At 39.3% G+C, this 18,700-nt stretch carries 17 protein-coding genes; all 17 read left to right on the forward strand.

Annotation, left to right across the window (positions count from 1 at the left end):
• The first annotated feature begins 3 nt into the window (after positions 1–3).
• The 17 genes from CYJ36_RS04920 (at position 4) to rnpM (ending at position 18,696) form a co-directional block, all read left to right on the forward strand.
• On the forward strand, positions 4–636 hold the full coding sequence (locus tag CYJ36_RS04920; protein ID WP_101565329.1) for a chemotaxis protein CheC: 633 nt from the start codon (positions 4–6) through the stop codon (positions 634–636).
• Positions 636–1,133 carry a chemotaxis protein CheD gene (locus tag CYJ36_RS04925; RefSeq protein WP_101565331.1) on the forward strand — a complete coding sequence of 166 codons (498 nt, stop codon included), beginning with the start codon at positions 636–638 and terminating at the stop codon, positions 1,131–1,133. Before CYJ36_RS04920 ends, CYJ36_RS04925 begins: the two co-directional genes overlap by 1 nt.
• 49 nt (positions 1,134–1,182) lie before the next feature.
• Positions 1,183–1,950 (forward strand): FliA/WhiG family RNA polymerase sigma factor, encoded by a 768-nt coding sequence (locus CYJ36_RS04930; RefSeq protein ID WP_101565699.1) that lies wholly within the window; start codon positions 1,183–1,185, stop codon positions 1,948–1,950.
• A 117-nt stretch (positions 1,951–2,067) separates the two neighbouring features.
• Positions 2,068–2,547 (forward strand): DUF6115 domain-containing protein, encoded by a 480-nt coding sequence (locus CYJ36_RS04935; protein ID WP_101565333.1) that lies wholly within the window; start codon positions 2,068–2,070, stop codon positions 2,545–2,547.
• A gap of 151 nt (positions 2,548–2,698) precedes the next feature.
• Positions 2,699–3,397, forward strand: a complete 699-nt coding sequence (gene rpsB / locus CYJ36_RS04940; RefSeq protein WP_101565335.1) for a 30S ribosomal protein S2 — start codon at positions 2,699–2,701, stop codon at positions 3,395–3,397.
• 115 nt (positions 3,398–3,512) lie between these two features.
• Positions 3,513–4,394 carry a translation elongation factor Ts gene (tsf, locus tag CYJ36_RS04945; RefSeq protein WP_101565337.1) on the forward strand — a complete coding sequence of 294 codons (882 nt, stop codon included), beginning with the start codon at positions 3,513–3,515 and terminating at the stop codon, positions 4,392–4,394.
• Between the two features lie 277 nt (positions 4,395–4,671).
• Positions 4,672–5,394 carry a UMP kinase gene (pyrH, locus tag CYJ36_RS04950; protein ID WP_101565339.1) on the forward strand — a complete coding sequence of 241 codons (723 nt, stop codon included), beginning with the start codon at positions 4,672–4,674 and terminating at the stop codon, positions 5,392–5,394.
• Between the two features lie 2 nt (positions 5,395–5,396).
• On the forward strand, positions 5,397–5,954 hold the full coding sequence (gene frr / locus CYJ36_RS04955; protein ID WP_101565341.1) for a ribosome recycling factor: 558 nt from the start codon (positions 5,397–5,399) through the stop codon (positions 5,952–5,954).
• 131 nt (positions 5,955–6,085) lie between these two features.
• The gene (locus CYJ36_RS04960; protein ID WP_101565343.1) at positions 6,086–6,865 is read left to right on the forward strand and encodes an isoprenyl transferase; all 780 of its coding nucleotides are present in this window, start codon (positions 6,086–6,088) and stop codon (positions 6,863–6,865) included.
• Between the two features lie 15 nt (positions 6,866–6,880).
• Entirely contained in the window at positions 6,881–7,675 is a 795-nt protein-coding gene (locus tag CYJ36_RS04965; protein WP_101565345.1) for a phosphatidate cytidylyltransferase, read from the forward strand.
• A gap of 106 nt (positions 7,676–7,781) precedes the next feature.
• The gene (dxr, locus tag CYJ36_RS04970) at positions 7,782–8,927 is read left to right on the forward strand and encodes a 1-deoxy-D-xylulose-5-phosphate reductoisomerase (RefSeq protein WP_101565347.1); all 1,146 of its coding nucleotides are present in this window, start codon (positions 7,782–7,784) and stop codon (positions 8,925–8,927) included.
• Between the two features lie 15 nt (positions 8,928–8,942).
• Positions 8,943–10,205: an RIP metalloprotease RseP gene (gene rseP, locus CYJ36_RS04975; protein WP_101565349.1), complete on the forward strand. Its 1,263-nt coding sequence runs from the start codon at positions 8,943–8,945 to the stop codon at positions 10,203–10,205.
• Positions 10,206–10,305: 100 nt separating this feature from the next.
• The gene (locus CYJ36_RS04980) at positions 10,306–12,024 is read left to right on the forward strand and encodes a proline--tRNA ligase (protein ID WP_101565351.1); all 1,719 of its coding nucleotides are present in this window, start codon (positions 10,306–10,308) and stop codon (positions 12,022–12,024) included.
• Between the two features lie 119 nt (positions 12,025–12,143).
• Positions 12,144–16,448 (forward strand): PolC-type DNA polymerase III, encoded by a 4,305-nt coding sequence (locus CYJ36_RS04985; protein ID WP_101565353.1) that lies wholly within the window; start codon positions 12,144–12,146, stop codon positions 16,446–16,448.
• Between the two features lie 315 nt (positions 16,449–16,763).
• The gene (rimP, locus tag CYJ36_RS04990; RefSeq protein WP_101565354.1) at positions 16,764–17,237 is read left to right on the forward strand and encodes a ribosome maturation factor RimP; all 474 of its coding nucleotides are present in this window, start codon (positions 16,764–16,766) and stop codon (positions 17,235–17,237) included.
• Positions 17,238–17,273: 36 nt separating this feature from the next.
• Positions 17,274–18,407 carry a transcription termination factor NusA gene (gene nusA, locus CYJ36_RS04995; protein WP_224768296.1) on the forward strand — a complete coding sequence of 378 codons (1,134 nt, stop codon included), beginning with the start codon at positions 17,274–17,276 and terminating at the stop codon, positions 18,405–18,407.
• Between the two features lie 13 nt (positions 18,408–18,420).
• On the forward strand, positions 18,421–18,696 hold the full coding sequence (rnpM, locus tag CYJ36_RS05000; RefSeq protein WP_101565356.1) for an RNase P modulator RnpM: 276 nt from the start codon (positions 18,421–18,423) through the stop codon (positions 18,694–18,696).
• Positions 18,697–18,700: the final 4 nt, after the last annotated feature.

The following is an 18,700-nucleotide window of genomic DNA, read 5'->3' on the forward strand; positions in this document are numbered from 1 at the left end:
ATTATGCATTTTATGAATCAGTTAAACTCTGCACATTTAGACATTTTAAAAGAGGTCGGAAACATCGGAGCCGGACATTCAGCGACAGCTCTTTCAACGCTTTTAAACAAAAAGATAGAAATGAAAATCCCTGATGTCAAAATGCTGTCATTTAACGAATTGACTGAAAAATTAGGCGGACCTGAAATGGCTGTGGCCAGTCTCTTTTTAAGAATAGAAGGAGATCTTCCGGGATCGATGTACTTTATTTTATCAATTGAACAAGCTGAAAGGTTCGTTCAAAAATTGACGGCAGATCCTTCTTTTCAAATTGGCAGCATTGAGAAGGAAGAAATGGGTATATCTGCCTTTAAAGAGCTTGGGAATATTTTGATGGGATCTTATTTAACAGCCTTGGCAGATTTAACAGGTCTTACACTTTACCCTACAGTTCCGGGGCTATCAATTGATATGTTTGCTGCTGTTATTACACATGGTTTGACCGAGCTGTCTCATGTCAGCGATTATGCCATTGTAATCGATACTGCGATTGAAGAAAGCGGTCTGGAGCGCTCAGAAGTCATTCAAGGACATTTTTTCCTTCTGCCGGATCCGGATTCTTTTGAAAAACTCTTCCTTTCTATAGGTATGAAATGATGACAGATGCAGTTGAAATTGTAAAAGTAGGAATTGCCGAAGGAAATATAGTAGAACCTCCAAAATGGATTCGTACATCTGGACTAGGTTCGTGTGTAGGGCTCGTCATCTATGATGAAATAAAAAAAATAGCAGGCTTGGTGCATGTTATGCTTCCCGATTCAGCACTTGCTAAAGCAGATGTGCTAAATCCGTCAAAATATGCAGATACAGCTGTAAAAGAATTGATCAGACAAATCGTGGCCTGCGGAGGCCGGCGCAGCATTTTAAAAGCAAAGCTTGCAGGAGGAGCGCAAATGTTTCAATTTCAGTCATCGAACAGCATGATGCGCATTGGACCCAGAAATGTTGAAGCGATCCTCGATCAGCTGCACCTTTTGCACATACCTATTGTCAGTATGGACGTTGGCGGAAGCAGCGGAAGAACGATTGAATTTGATCCATCTACAAGCAATATGCATATCAGAACAGTTAACCAGGGTTCCAAAACAATCTAATAGAAAACTCTGTATGAACTAAAATCACATGCAGAAGGGGAGAAAAATGATACAGGCAGCAAAATTTGAAGAGCAAATGTATTGGGATAAATGGATTCTGTGCCGCGACAATGATGCTGGTGATGCACTTATCAAGAGATACATGCCGCTAGTTAGCTATCATGTTCAGCGTATCTCTGTAAGTCTGCCAAAATCAGTGAGTAAGGATGATTTAAAAAGTATCGGTATGGTTGGGTTATATGACGCACTTGAAAAATTTGATCATAAGCGGGAATTGAAATTTGAAACGTATGCCTCATTCCGAATCAGGGGAGCCATATTAGACGGACTCAGAAAAGAAGACTGGCTGCCGCGAAGTTCAAGAGAAAAGGCCAAAAAAGTAGAGGCGGCGATCGAACGGCTTGAGCAAAAGTACTTACGCAATGTATTGCCAGCAGAGGTTGCAAAAGATCTGGAAATGACAGAAGTTGAAGTGACCAACATTATGAATGAGGGCTTCTTTGCGAATGTTTTGTCCATAGATGATCAAAACAGCGACAACGATGATCAAGAACATCATTCAAAATTGGTTCTTAAAGATGAAAAGTCAGTAACTCCTGAAGAAAAAATGGTGAAGGACGAACTCATTCAGCAATTGAGCAAAGTAATTGTTGATCTTTCAGAAAAAGAACAAATGGTAGTCAGTTTGTTTTATAAAGAAGAACTGACTCTGACAGAAATCGGACAAGTTATGAACCTGTCAACGTCCCGTATTTCTCAGATCCATTCAAAAGCTCTTTTCAAATTAAGGAACTTATTGGAGAAGATTATTCATTAATTTTTAAAAGAAGGCTATTTTCTTAATATCCAAAATGGTATTAATTGTTGAAAAAACGCCTTAATAAACCATGCTTATGAAATATATCTGAACAAAGATAAGTGAGTGAACATAGTAATGACAACTTTATTATTGATCATCAGCCTGATTTTACATGCTGCAGGATTTTATTTCATTACGCTCCTTTTTATGAAATATCAATCTGTTAAACAAATTGAGGAACGTCAAGCGGCAATGCTTGCTGAAACAGAACAGTCTCTGACAGCTTATTTAATTGAATTGAAGGATGAGAATGAAAAGCTGATTACAGAAATGAAGGATATGCAGCAATCAGAGCATAAATGGAAAGAAAGCATTGCACCTAAAAAGTCTGATGCTTCATTTCCAGTGGAGGAAGCTGATTTTCCTGTTCCTTCAATTATTCATGAAGACCGGGTAGAGATATCCGCCCGAAAACCGGAAACAATACGTCCTAAAACAATTGAAGATAAGGTTTTTCACCTTAATCAAAAAGGATTTTCTGCTGAAGAGATCGCAAAGCAATTAAACAAAGGGATAACAGAAATAGAGCTGATGCTTAAATTTCGTCAAAACTAGTCGATTTGTGCTTGCGTATGGCCACTCGTTGTGATATATTAATTTTTGGTGTTAATACACACGCCATAGATTTGGGCATTGGTGCTGTTTAGACAGTTTTGCCTAAAGATGATATGTGCGGAGGAGCAAAAACCATTTAGGAGGAAATATCATGTCAGTCATTTCAATGAAACAACTACTTGAAGCTGGTGTTCACTTCGGTCATCAAACACGCCGCTGGAACCCAAAAATGAAGCGTTACATCTTCACAGAGCGTAACGGCATTTACATCATCGACCTTCAAAAAACAGTTAAAAAGGTTGAAGAAGCATACCAATTCACGAAAGAACTTGCTGCAAACGGCGGCACAATTCTTTTCGTAGGTACAAAAAAACAAGCTCAAGATTCTGTTAAAGAAGAAGCTGAGCGTTCAGGCATGTACTTTGTTAATCAACGCTGGTTAGGCGGAACATTAACAAACTTTGAAACAATTCAAAAGCGTATCAAACGTCTGAAAGACATTGAAAGAATGCAAGAAGACGGTACTTTTGAAGTACTTCCAAAGAAAGAAGTTGTTCAGCTTAACAAAGAGCTTGAGCGTCTTGAAAAATTCTTGGGCGGAATCAAAGATATGAAAGGTTTGCCTGATGCATTGTTTATCATCGATCCTCGTAAAGAGCGCATCGCTGTTGCAGAAGCTCGCAAATTAAACATCCCGATCGTAGGTATCGTTGATACAAACTGTGATCCAGATGAAATTGATTATGTAATTCCTGCAAACGATGATGCAATTCGTGCAGTTAAACTTTTAACTTCTAAAATTGCTGATGCAATCATTGAAACAAAACAAGGCGAAGAAACAACTGCTTAATTAGCAAAAGGTGATAAGAGGGGAATGCCTTTTATCACCTTTTTTAAAGAAAAATTCTTATGAATATAAGATACATAACGCCGTTTACGGCCTCAAAATAAGGAGGAAAACTCTCATGGCAATTACTGCTCAAATGGTAAAAGAATTACGTGAAAAAACTGGTGCAGGTATGATGGACTGCAAAAAAGCTTTAACAGAAACAAACGGTGACATGGAAAAAGCAATCGACTTCCTACGTGAAAAAGGGATCGCTTCTGCTTCTAAAAAAGCAGATCGTGTTGCTGCAGAAGGTTTAGCTCTAGTTAAATCAGAAGGCAACGAAGCTGTAATCCTTGAAGTGAACTCTGAAACAGACTTCGTAGCTAAAAACGAAAGTTTCATTGAATTACTGGACGTTTTAGCTTCTCACTTATTAGCTAAAAAACCTGCAAGCCTTGACGAAGCAATGACACAAACAATGGATAATGGTTCAACTGTTAATGACTTTATTAATTCTGCTATCGCTAAAATCGGTGAGAAAATCACACTTCGCCGTTTTGAAATTGTTACAAAAACAGACAGCGACGCTTTTGGTGCTTATCTGCACATGGGCGGACGCATTGCTGTACTAACTGTACTTGAAGGTACAAATGATGAAGAAACAGCGAAAGATGTTGCAATGCACGTTGCTGCTGTTAACCCTAAATATATCGGTCGCGACGCTGTTAGCGAAGAAGAAGTTGCTCGTGAGCGCGAAGTATTATCTCAGCAAGCACTAAATGAAGGCAAGCCTGCTAACATCGTTGAGAAAATGGTTGAAGGCCGCCTTGGCAAATTCTTTGAAGATATTTGCTTAGTTGAGCAAAGCTTCGTTAAAAACCCTGATTTAAAAGTAAAACAATTTGTTGAATCAAAAGGTGCTTCAGTGAAGAGCTTCACTCGTTATGAAGTAGGCGAAGGCATTGAAAAACGCCAAGACAACTTTGCTGAAGAAGTTATGAACCAAGTTAAAAAATAATCAAGTCCAACTCCTACAGCTTTAATAAAGAAGCTGGCACAGAAGATAGGTAAATGATAGACAGGGAACACACATCTGTGTTCCCTCTTTTTAAAAGGCTGTGTTCGCATAGATTGTTGTTTCCTGTAGTTAGACTTATTCATGTCACTCATAGGCTTTCGTGCTCTTTTCTAAAAAAGCATTCTAGGAAACAACAATTATAATTCAGGTAACGTTTTCTTTTAAAAAATCATTTACAAAGTTACTTAGATCTAAAGGAAAAGACTTGGAGGTCACTATGAGCAAACCAAAATATAATCGTATTGTACTTAAACTCAGCGGAGAGGCATTGGCTGGAAATGACAGCTTTGGGATTAAGCCGGCTGTTATCCAATCCATTGCCAGACAAGTAAAAGAGATTGCAGAACTTGATGTAGAAGTAGCGGTTGTTGTTGGCGGAGGAAACATTTGGCGCGGCAAAATCGGAAGTGAAATGGGCATGGACCGAGCAACTGCAGATTATATGGGAATGCTTGCAACTGTCATGAACTCTCTCGCACTTCAAGATAGTCTTGAAACTTTTGGAATCCAGACACGCGTGCAAACATCGATTGAAATGCGTCAAGTAGCAGAACCGTACATAAGAAGAAAAGCAATCAGACATCTTGAGAAGAAACGCGTTGTGATTTTTGCTGCTGGTACAGGGAATCCTTATTTTTCAACTGACACAACTGCGGCATTGCGTGCAGCGGAAATTGAAGCTGACGTTATTTTAATGGCTAAAAACAATGTAGATGGGGTATACACTGCTGATCCTAAAAAAGATGCAACAGCTGTTAAGTATGAAACACTTTCATATTTAGATGTATTAAAAGAAGGGCTGGAAGTAATGGATTCAACTGCTTCATCACTTTGCATGGATAATGATATTCCGTTAATTGTCTTCTCAGTTATGGAAGAAGGAAATATTAAACGTGCCGTATTAGGCGAAAATATTGGAACAATCGTAAGGGGGAAATAATCTTGGCTAAACAAGTGTTATCACAAGCAAAAGACAAAATGGAAAAAGCGGTTTCTGCATTTAACAGAGAGCTTTCGACTGTTCGTGCAGGCCGTGCTAATGCATCTTTACTGGATAAAATTGTTGTTGACTACTACGGTGCTCCAACACCTGTTAATCAATTAGCTTCTATTAATATTCCTGAAGCAAGATTGCTCGTTATTCAGCCTTATGATAAAACCGTTTTAGGTGAAATAGAGAAAGCGATTTTAAAATCAGACCTTGGTCTTAACCCGACAAATGACGGTTCATTAATTCGTCTCGCTATTCCTGCTCTTACAGAAGAACGACGCAAAGAGCTTGCTAAACTAGTGAAAAAATATGCTGAAGAAGCAAAGGTAGCAGTCCGAAATGTTCGCCGTGATGCAAACGATGATTTAAAAAAGCTTGAGAAAAACGGTGAAATCACAGAGGACGAACTTCGCACCAACAATGAAAGTGTACAAAAAGCAACAGACGATTTCATCAGCAAAATTGATGCAATTGCAAAAGATAAAGAAAAAGAAATCATGGAAGTTTAAGAAAAAACTCTGTACAATGGAATTGTGCTTAAAAGACCCTCTAATGTTTACAGGGGGTTTTTTTGTTAATACTGTTAACATCGTGAGCAGTATATGAGACCGCAGAATGATACGGGTGATGGAGGAATCACATGCTCAACATACTGAAAAAATGGAGAAATCCCGGCCAGCCGAACGAGCAGCTGGAATTCTCTAAAGAAGAAATTATGAAGAGAGAGATACCAGAGCATATTGCAATCATTATGGATGGAAATGGACGATGGGCTAATAAAAGAGCTCTGCCTAGAATTGCCGGGCATCATGAAGGAATGAAAGTTGTAAGGAAAATAACTAAGCTGTCAAATGAGCTTGGCGTAAAGGCGCTTACTTTATACGCGTTCTCAACTGAGAACTGGAAAAGACCGAAAGTGGAAGTCGATTATTTAATGAAGCTTCCCGAAGAGTTTTTAGGTACCTTCTTGCCAGAGTTAGTTGAAGAAAATGTTCAAGTACGCATCATGGGTGATGAATCAAAAATTCCGGAACATACGCTGCGCGCTGTGCTAAAAGCAAAGGAAGAAACAAAGAACAATACTGGACTTATATTAAATTTCGCATTGAATTATGGAAGCAGGGCTGAAATGATTCATGCTATTCAAGGCGTTGTAGAGGACGCTAAGAACGGAAAAGTCCAAACTGAGGATATAAATGAGGAATTATTTTCACAATATTTAATGACGAAAACGATGAGAGATCCTGATTTGCTCATTCGTACAAGCGGTGAAATCAGACTTAGCAATTTTATGCTGTGGCAGCTCGCTTATTCGGAATTTGTCTTTACAGATGTTCTTTGGCCAGACTTCAGTGAGGATGATTTAATTGCAGCAATTAGTGAATATCAGCATAGAGGTCGAAGGTTTGGCGGCTTATAGGAGTGATGACGTAACGTGAAACAAAGAATTTTAACTGCAGCTGTTGCTCTAGCCGTCTTTTTGCCTGCAGTTATTTATGGAAAGACCCCTTTTTCAATTTTCATATACTTATTAGCTTCTATAGCACTTTACGAACTTCTTAAAATGAAGCGGATTTCCATATACAGTATACCGGGACTGCTTAGTTTATTATTGCTATGGGTTCTATTAATACCCAGTAACTACATAAACTTGTTAGATGAGTATAACTTGTCAAAAATTGAATTTGCATTGCTGGGTGTTCTCTTATTTTTAAGTTACACTGTGGTGACAAAAAACAAATTTTCTTTTGATGATGTAGGATTTGCAATCTTGGCAACCATGTACATCGGGATAGGCTTTTTCTATTTTATTGAGATGAGAACGATTGGATTGCATCCTATATTTTATGCATTGATTATAATCTGGGCCACCGATTCTGGTGCATATTTTGTCGGGAAATCAGTTGGTAAAAAGAAGCTCTGGCCAGAAATCAGCCCAAATAAAACGGTTGAAGGATCCATTGGGGGTGTTTTATGTGCAGTTGCTGCCGCGTGGCTTTTTCAATATTTCACCGGTTTTGCACAGTCATATGTAAGCATTACTCTGATCACTATTTTATTATCCGTTTTTGGACAAATTGGGGACTTGGCTGAGTCGGCGCTAAAGCGTCACTACCAAGTAAAGGATTCAGGTCATATTTTACCTGGACATGGCGGTATACTTGATCGCTTTGACAGTCTGATTTTCGTATTGCCGATCATGCATTTCTTATTTTTGGTTTTTAACTAAGCTAATTTTATAAAACTTATTTTAATAAGAGCCTAACAGTTCAAGTCACACAAAATTTAAGGATAGAACCGTTCATTGTCTGTAACAAACGATTGGGAGTGACATGGTGAAGAAGATTAGTTTATTGGGTGCAACAGGTTCAATTGGTCAGCAAACGCTGGATGTTTTAAAACAGCACCCTGATCAATTTCAGCTTGCTTCCATGTCTTTTGGCAGCAACATAGAACTTGGGAGAAAGGCAATTGCTGATTTTTCTCCAAAGCTTGTTGCAGTAAATGATTTTGAAGCATACACACTATTAAAACAAGAATTTCCACAAGTTACATTTACATATGGAGTGGAAGGACTTATAGAGGCCGCAACTATTCCTGATGCTGAAATAGTTGTCAATGCAGTCGTTGGAAGTGTTGGACTGCTGCCTACTCTTAAAGCAATTGAATGCAAGAAGACGATTGCTCTTGCTAATAAGGAGACATTAGTCACTGCAGGGCATCTCGTAACAGAGCATGCAAAGAAATACGGAGTTGATCTGCTGCCGGTTGATAGTGAACATTCTGCTATCTTTCAGTGTCTTCAAGGAGAAAATGTTAAATCATTAGAGAGACTGATTGTAACTGCGTCCGGAGGCAGTTTCCGTGATAAGAAACGGGAAGAGTTAGCAGAAGTAACAGTTGAAGAAGCACTAAATCATCCAAATTGGTCGATGGGCGCAAAGATTACAATCGATTCTGCGACAATGATGAATAAAGGTCTTGAAGTCATTGAAGCCCATTGGCTGTTCGATCTTCCTTATGAAAAAATAGAGGTTTTGCTTCATAAAGAAAGCATTGTTCATTCTATGGCAGAATTTCATGATAGAAGTGTGATTGCACAGCTTGGTTCACCAGATATGAAAGTTCCAATTCAATATGCCTTATCCTATCCGGAGAGACTTCCGCTGCAATCGACAAAGCAATTAAATTTATGGGAAATCGGCGAACTGCATTTTGGAAAAGCTGACTTTGAAAGATATCGCTGCTTACAATTCGCTTACGATTCAGGTAAAATAGGCGGTACAATGCCAACCGTATTAAATGCTGCTAATGAAGAAGCTGTAGGGGCATTTTTAAAAGGACATATTAAGTTTCTCCAAATTGAGGATTTCATTGGGAATGCTTTGTCTAAACATAGTGTGATCCCAAATCCAGATTTGCAGATTATTCAAGAAGTAGACATTGAAACGAGACAATTTGTACAATCATTATATTCATAAAGGTGGTCATGAAACGTGAATACCGTTTTAGCGTTTGTTATTATTTTTGGGGCACTCGTTTTCTTTCACGAGCTGGGACATTTGGTTTTAGCAAAACGGGCAGGTATTTTATGCCGCGAATTTGCAATCGGGTTTGGACCTAAAATCTTTTCTTTTAAGAAAAATGAAACCGTCTATACCATCAGACTTCTTCCGCTTGGCGGATTTGTCCGCATGGCTGGCGAGGATCCAGAAATGATAGAAGTGAAGCCTGGATATAATGTAGGTTTGCTTTTTAATAAAGAAGATAAAGTTGAGAAGATCATTCTCAATAACAAGGAAAAATATCCGCGAGCAAGAGTAATTGAGGTTGAAAAGGCGGATCTTGAACATAAAATGTTCATCTCAGGCTATGAACAAGGTGAGGAAGACGAAATCCTCAAAAATTTTGAAGTTAGTGATCAATCCTTCTTCATCGTAGATGGTCAGGAAGTACAGATTGCACCTTTTAACCGTCAATTTGGATCAAAAACGCTCGGTCAGAGAACAGCTGCGATTATAGCTGGCCCGCTAATGAATTTCATCTTAGCTTTCGTGCTGTTATTTTCACTTGGATTTATCCAAGGTGCTCCAATCGATGAACCGATTCTCGGCAAGCTGACGCCAGATGGTTCGGCAGTTGAATCCGGCCTCAAGGAAGGCGATGAGATAACATCGATTGAAGGCAAGGTTATGTCTTCTTGGAAGCAGGTCGTCTCAGTTATTCAGTCAAATCCGGACAAAGAGCTGACATTTGGCATTAATCGTGATGGCCAAAACTTAGAAATTGAAGTTGTTCCAGAAGCCAGCAAAGTTGGAGAAGAAACAATCGGGAGGATTGGCGCGTATAATCCTGTTGAAAAATCGTTTTTTGGTTCTTTGGAATATGGAGTAACTGAAACATTTAACTGGACAAAGGAAATTTTGCTTGGTCTTGGAAAATTAGTTACAGGTCAATTTTCAATTGATATGCTGTCAGGTCCTGTAGGGATTTATGATATGACGGATCAAGTTGCTCAAACTGGCATCATTAACTTATTGAGCTGGGCAGCAATTTTAAGTATTAACTTAGGGATTGTAAACCTCCTTCCAATTCCGGCATTAGACGGAGGAAGACTATTATTCTTCCTTGTTGAGGCATTAAGGGGAAAACCGATTGACCGTCAAAAAGAAGGTGTTGTCCACTTTATCGGCTTTGCACTATTAATGCTCTTAATGCTGGTTGTGACATGGAACGATATTCAAAGATTCTTTTTATAAGCTCTGATATGACAGATTCAATGGTAAATAAATGTGTAATCTATAATTCATATGCGAAAACAATCTTTTATAATGTATAAATAGATAGAGGTGCTTGAAGATGAAACAGAGTATGACTTTTATTCCTACTTTAAGAGAAGTGCCTGCTGATGCAGATATTAAAAGCCATCAGCTTTTATTGCGTGCAGGCTACATGCGTCAAAATGCAAGCGGAATTTATAGTTATTTGCCGCTTGCTTCCATCGTTTTAAGGAAAATTGAACAAATTGTCCGTGAAGAAATGAATCGTGCAGGATCGGCCGAGCTCTTAATGCCGGCCATGCAGCAAGCTGAGCTCTGGCAGGAATCTGGCAGATGGTACACGTACGGACCAGAACTTATGCGTATGAAAGACCGTCACAGCCGTGAATTTGCTTTAGGCGCTACACATGAAGAAGTCATTACATCTTTACTGAGAGATGAAGTAAAATCATATAAAAGATTGCCTCTGAATCTATATCAGATTCAGTCTAAATTCAGAGATGAACAACGTCCTCGTTTCGGGCTCCTTCGCGGACGTGAATTTATTATGAAAGATGCATACTCTTTCCATGCTTCGTTCGATAGTCTTGATGAAGTGTATGAAAAAATGTTCCAGGCATACAGTAATATTTTTTCCCGCTGCGGATTAAACTTTCGTGCGGTGATTGCAGATTCTGGGGCTATGGGCGGGAAAGATACTCATGAATTTATGGTATTGTCTGATGTTGGGGAAGATACAATTGCCTATTCAGATACGTCTCAATATGCAGCAAACATTGAAATGGCACCTGTCATTAATAAATATGAAAAAAGCAGTGAAGCAGTTCACGTACTTGAAAAGGTTGAAACACCTAATCAAAAAACAATTGAAGAAGTTGCTTCTTACTTAAATACACCAAAAGAAAAACTAATCAAATCACTTCTTTTTAAAGCAGATGAGAAATTCGTATTAGTTTTAGTGCGCGGCGATCATGAAGTGAATGATATTAAAATCAAGAACCTGTTCGGAGCTTCCGTTGTTGAACTTGCATCAATAGAAGAGACAGCGCAAGCGATCGGAGTTGTTCCTGGATACGTTGGTCCAGTCGGAGTTAGCCCGGATGTGGAAGTTGTTGCAGATATAGCTGTACAAGCAATCGTCAATGGCGTATGCGGAGCTAACGAAGTGAATTATCATTACACAGGTGTAAATATTGAACGTGATGCACACATTTCACAATTTGCCGATGTGAGATTCATTGAAGAAGGCGATCTTTCACCAGATGGACAAGGGGTCATTCAATTTGCAAAAGGAATTGAAGTCGGTCACGTCTTCAAATTAGGTACTCGCTATAGTGAAGCGATGAACGCGACATATCTGGATGAAAACGGAAGAGCTCAGCCGATGATTATGGGCTGTTACGGTATTGGTGTTTCAAGAACACTCGCAGCCATTGTAGAACAATACAATGATGAAAAAGGAATTGTTTGGCCTTCTGCAGTTGCCCCGTTTCATGTTCATTTGATCAGTGCAAATGCAAAGAATGACGATCAAGCTCAATTAAGTGAAAAGATATATTCTGAACTGACCGAAGCAGGTTATGAAGTGCTGTATGATGACCGGAATGAACGTGCGGGTGTGAAATTTGCAGATTCTGATTTGATCGGTATTCCTGTGCGTGTTGTTATTGGAAAACAAGCAGCTGAAGGTATTGTCGAAGTGAAAATCCGCAAAACAGGAGAAGGAATGGAAGTCGCTGCATCAGAGCTAAATGCAACCATTCAAAATCTGCTTTCGGAGTTAGAAAAAATCATGTAGTACACTCTATTTTCGTGGTATGATAGATGTACTAAAATACACATTTAAAAGGTACCTCGCAAAAAAGCGAGGTACCTTCAATTATGAGGATCGATTATTGTCAGAAAGGACGGCCTGAAATGGAAGAACTTTCGAAAGCTCAAAAGGAGCGTTTTCAGCTGCTGCTGCAGCAAATTAATTTAACAGACGATGCCATTTTCAATCATTTCCAGAATGGTATGATCACGAAATTAACGGTCCATAAACAATCAAAGAAATGGGAATTTCAATTTTCATTTGAAAGGATTCTGCCGTTCGATGTGTACCGGATTTTTTATGCAAAGCTGACTAAAGCCTTTTCGCATATTGCAGAAGTTACCTTTACGATTGCTGTTTTGGATCAAACGTTTGATGAAAAACTAATTGCAGACTACTGGTCGGTTTGTATTCAGGAAATGCAGGGTATTTCACCGCCGATGCTGTCTTTATTAAATGAACAGATTCCGGAAGTACAGGGCTTAAAGCTGATTGTAAAGACAAGAAATGAAACAGAAGCAATGGCCATTAAGAAAAAGTACACTTCAATCCTTCAGGATAGCTTTGCACAATATGGTTTTCCGCTTATTCAGCTTGATACAGTCGTGAATATTTCACAAGAAGAAATTCAGAGATTCCAGGAGCAAAAGAAGCTGGAAGATCAAGAAAAAATGATGCTGGCGATTACTGAAATGGACAAGAAAGATCAAGATCAGCAGGAAGCACCTCAAGGTCCGCTGATGATAGGCTATGCCATTAAGAATGATGAAGAAATTAAGCAGCTTGATACAATTGAAGACGAAGAACGACGCATTACAATACAAGGGTATGTATTTGATGCTGAAACTAGAGAGCTTAGGAGCGGAAGAACGCTCAGCACATTCAAAGTCACAGATTATACAAACTCAATTATGGTGAAAATGTTTGCGAGAGATAAAGAGGATGCCGTCCTCTTGCAGACTCTTAAAAAAGGTATGTGGGTTAAAGTGCGGGGCAGCATTCAAAACGATACCTTTGTCAGAGATTTAGTGATGATTGCAAATGATATTAACGAAATAAAACCTGCAGTCCGTCAAGATACATCTCCTGAAAAAAGAATTGAACTTCATCTTCATACACCGATGAGCCAAATGGATGCAGTATCATCTGTCAGCTCCTTAGTCGGTCAAGCCAAAAAGTGGGGACATTCTGCAGTAGCCATAACCGACCATGCAGTGGCCCAGTCTTTTCCTGAAGCTTATTCGGCTGGTAAGAAAAATGACATCAAGGTTTTGTATGGCGTTGAAATTAATCTTGTTGATGATGGTGTTCCGATCGCATATAACGTTCAAGACCGATATTTGCCTGATGCAACATACGTGGTATTTGACGTTGAAACCACTGGCTTATCTGCTGTTTACGATACGATTATCGAGCTAGCGGCTGTGAAAATCAAAAATGGCGAAATTATCGACAGATTTGAATCGTTTGCAAATCCTCATCATCGGCTTTCAGCTACAACGATAGATTTAACAGGCATTACAGATGATATGGTAGCAAATGCTCCCAATGTAGATGAAGTGCTGCGCAATTTTAAAGATTGGGCAGAAGATGACATATTAGTTGCACATAATGCAAGCTTTGATATGGGCTTTCTGAATGTAGGCTATAAACAGCTGCTTGGCTCTGGGAAAGCAGTTAATCCTGTCATTGATACTCTTGAGCTTGGAAGATTTTTATATCCTGAAATGAAAAGCCATCGCTTAAATACACTGGCCAAAAAGTTTGATATCGAGCTGACACAGCATCACCGTGCTATTTTTGACGCAGAAGCTACAGGGTATCTTCTTCTCAGAATGCTGAAAGATGCCCAAGCCAAGGGCATAGAAAACCATAACCAGCTTAACGATAATATGGGCCAGGGAAATTCGTACCAGCGTGCACGCCCCTATCACGCAATTTTGCTTGCTCAAAACGAGACAGGCTTAAAAAACTTGTTTAAACTAGTCTCACTTTCTCACATCGATTATTTTTACCGTGTTCCCCGTGTGCCAAGATCACAGCTTATAAAGCATCGTGAAGGTATTCTCGTCGGCTCGGCCTGCGATCGCGGAGAGGTTTTTGAAGGGATGATGCAAAAATCTCCTGAGGAAGTAGAGGACATTGCAGCTTTCTATGATTATATCGAGGTTCAGCCTCCTGAAGTATACCGTCACTTAATTCAGCTTGATTATATTAAGGATGAAATTGCGCTGAAAGAAATCATTTCAAACTTGGTGAATCTTGGCGAGAAGCTAGAAAAACCTGTCGTTGCAACTGGAAATGTCCATTACCTGCAGCCGGAGGATAAAATCTACCGAAAGATTCTGGTAAACTCTCAAGGCGGAGCAAATCCTTTAAACCGTCATGAGCTTCCAAACGTTCATTTCAGACCTACGAATGAAATGCTGGATTGTTTTCAGTTTTTGGGTGAGGAGACAGCACGGAAAATTGTCATAGACAATACTCATCTTGTAGCAGATTTAATAGAAGAAATTAAACCGATCAAAGATGATCTCTATACTCCTAAAATTGAAGGAGCAGACGATGAAATCCGGGAAATGAGCTATAGCATGGCTAAAAGCATTTATGGAGATAATCTTCCGGAAATTGTCGAAGCCAGACTTGAAAAAGAATTGAAGAGTATTATCGGACATGGATTTGCTGTTATTTATCTCATTTCGCATAAGCTCGTTAAAAGATCTTTAGATGACGGATATCTTGTTGGATCAAGGGGATCGGTCGGTTCCTCCTTAGTAGCTACAATGACGGAAATAACCGAAGTTAATCCATTGCCGCCGCATTATGTATGTCCTGAATGCAAGCATTCAGAATTTTTTAATGATGGTTCGGTTGGATCAGGGTTTGATTTGCCGAATAAAGACTGTACCGAATGCGGAGCGAAATATCATAAAGATGGACATGATATCCCGTTTGAAACGTTTCTTGGTTTTAAAGGAGATAAAGTACCTGATATCGATTTGAATTTCTCAGGTGAATATCAGCCTAGGGCTCATAATTACACAAAAGATCTTTTCGGAGAAGATAATGTATTCCGGGCAGGCACCATTGGCACAGTTGCAGAAAAAACAGCTTATGGATATGTAAAAGGGTACGCAGCCGATAACAATCTCATGCTTAGAAATGCGGAAGTAGATCGTCTTGTTCAAGGCTGTACTGGAGTCAAGAGAAATACCGGACAGCATCCTGGCGGCATCATTGTTGTGCCAGATTATATGGATATTTATGATTTTTCGCCAATTCAGTACCCTGCTGATGCCACTGGATCTGAGTGGAAGACCACTCATTTTGACTTTCATTCGATTCATGATAACTTGTTGAAACTTGATATTTTGGGGCATGATGATCCAACTGTAATTCGGATGCTGCAGGATTTAAGCGGAATTGATCCAAAAACGATCCCGACTGATGATAAAGAAGTAATGAAAATCTTCAGCGGGACAGAATCGCTTGGTGTAACAGAAGAACAGATAATGTGCAAAACCGGAACACTTGGAATCCCGGAATTTGGAACCCGCTTTGTCCGTCAAATGCTTGAAGACACAAAACCAACCACTTTCTCTGAGCTTGTGCAAATTTCGGGACTTTCACATGGAACGGATGTATGGCTTGGAAATGCGCAAGAACTCATTCACGACAATACGTGTACACTGAGCGAGGTTATCGGATGCCGTGATGATATCATGGTTTACTTGATTTATCAGGGACTTGAACCTTCATTTGCCTTTAAAATAATGGAGTCTGTCCGTAAAGGTAAGGGACTTACGCCAGAAATGGTGGAAGAAATGAAAAAGAACGAGGTGCCTGACTGGTACATCAGCTCGTGCCTTAAAATAAAGTACATGTTTCCGAAAGCCCATGCTGCAGCATATGTTTTGATGGCTGTTCGCATTGCCTATTTTAAAGTGCATCATGCCCTGCTTTATTATTCTGCTTATTTCACAGTACGTGCCGATGATTTTGACATCGAAACGATGGTAAAAGGATCTGAACCAGTTAAAGCAAAGATTGTAGAGATCAATCAAAAAGGTCTTGAGGCATCTCCTAAAGAAAAAAGTTTGCTGACAGTTCTTGAACTTGCGCTGGAAATGTGCGAACGCGGCTATTCTTTCCAAAAAGTAGATTTATACCGTTCAAGTGCAACAGACTTTTTAATCGACGGGAACTCTTTAATTCCGCCTTTCAATTCCATTCCAGGGCTTGGAACTAATGCAGCTATAAATATCGTGAAGGCAAGACAGGACGGAGAGTTCCTGTCCAAAGAAGACCTGCAGCAGCGCGGAAAGGTTTCAAAAACAATTATTGAGTATTTAGATAAGCAAGGGTGTCTTGAGGCGCTTCCTGACCAGAATCAGCTTTCTTTGTTTTGATCAAGTATGACAGAATTGTGAAAAGGGATATAATAACGGAAGAAAATCAGGATATATTTCTTGCATTTCCCTTTGAAATACCTTGCGTATACTGATTTTAATTTGCAAAAAATGGCCGGTTATGTTATATTTTTTATGGAAATGCTAACGATAGTTAGAGGCAGAGAGTGGGGCAACCCACTCTTTCGTATTGAGTAGAGATTTTGTCTCTTCAACCGGATCGTGTTGTGTACATACATTCCCTGCTCAATATGATGCAGGGTTTTTCAGCAGCTAATAGTGTCATATTTGCTTCTATCTACAAGGAGGAACAGGATGAGCAAAAAAGTTACTGAAATCGTAGCAGAATTAGCTTTGCCGATTTTAGATGAGTTAACATTAGAATTAGTGGATATTGAATTCGTAAAAGAAGGAAAAGAATGGTTTTTGCGCGTATTCATAGATTCAAGTGAAGGAATCGACATTGAACATTGTGCGATTGTGAGCGAAAAACTTAGTGAAAAATTAGATGAAACAGATCCAATTGAACAAAACTATTTTCTTGAAGTTTCATCACCAGGTGCCGAGCGTCCGCTAAAGAAAGATTCTGATTTTACGAAATCAATCGGCAAAAATGTTTTTATTAAAACATATGAACCTTTTGAAGGCTCTAAAGTATTTGAAGGCGAACTGACAGATTTTGATGGAGAGCATGTTATAGTGACTATTCTTATCAAAACGAGAAAAAAACAAGTTCAAATTCCATACGAAAAAATAGCCAGCGCCCGGTTAGCTGTAACGTTCAATTAAATTCTCTGTTAAATGGATAAGGGGGAAACTAAAAAAATGAGTAGTGAACTTTTAGATGCTTTAACAATTCTTGAAAAAGAAAAAGGCATCGGTAAAGAAGTGATCATCGAAGCCATTGAGGCTGCTTTGATTTCGGCATACAAACGCAATTTTAATCAGGCTCAAAACGTCCGTGTTGATTTAAATCGCGACACAGGAACGATGAGAGTGTTTGCTAGAAAAGATGTTGTTGATGAAGTATATGATCCGCGCCTTGAAGTTTCTGTAGAAGAAGCACAGCGCGTTAATCCAAGCTATCAGGTGAATGATGTGCTTGAAATGGAGGTTACTCCAAAAGATTTTGGGCGAATTGCAGCACAGACTGCAAAACAAGTGGTGACTCAGCGTGTTAGAGAAGCAGAGCGAGGAGTCATCTACTCTGAATTTGTAGATCGCGAAGAAGATATCATGACAGGAATTGTGCAAAGAATTGACTCTAAATTTATCTATGTCAGTCTTGGCAAGATTGAAGCATTGCTGCCTGTAAGCGAGCAAATGCCAAATGAAAAGTACAAACCGCATGACCGCATTAAAGTTTTTATTACGAAAGTAGAAAAAACAACGAAAGGACCTCAAATTTTCGTTTCCCGAACTCATCCTGGTTTATTAAAACGATTATTTGAAATTGAGGTTCCTGAGATATACGATGGCACTGTAGAAATTAAATCGGTTGCCCGCGAAGCTGGAGACCGTTCAAAAATTTCTGTACACTCTGAAAATCCTGAAGTGGATCCGGTCGGCTCATGTGTTGGACCAAAAGGCCAGCGCGTACAGGCAATCGTAAATGAATTAAAAGGCGAAAAAATTGATATTGTAAAATGGTCGAATGATCCAGTTGAATTTGTTGCAAATGCACTTAGTCCTTCAAAGGTGCTGGATGTAAATGTAAATGAGAACGATAAAGCTACAACTGTAGTTGTACCTGACTATCAATTATCACTTGCAATTGGAAAAAGAGGTCAAAATGCCCGTTTGGCAGCAAAGCTGACAAATTGGAAGATTGATATTAAGAGTGAAACGGATGCTTTGCAGATGGGAATTTATCCTCGTGCGGGCGCAAATGTACCGCTTGATGACAATGAAGATGATGGTCCGCTTTTTTCTTTCGATCAAGACGAATTAGACAAGTAAGAGGTGAGGCAATGTGAACAATCAAAGAAAAATTCCATTGCGCAAATGTGTTGCAACTGGAGAAATGAAACCGAAAAAAGAACTTGTTCGTATTGTCCGTTCAAAAGAAGGAGAAGTTTCTGTTGATCTGACAGGCAAGAAGAATGGTCGCGGAGCTTACCTCTCACTTGATAAAGACTGTATTTTACAAGCTAAGAAGAAGAATGTCCTGGCAAATCATCTGCAAGTTAAAATTGAAGATGACATCTACGAAGAATTGCTTCAGCTGGCTGAGAAGGAGAAGCATTAATGAT

This window comes from Bacillus sp. UMB0893 (assembly GCF_002858905.1).
In the GTDB taxonomy this organism is placed as follows: Bacteria; Bacillota; Bacilli; order Bacillales; family Bacillaceae; genus Bacillus_P.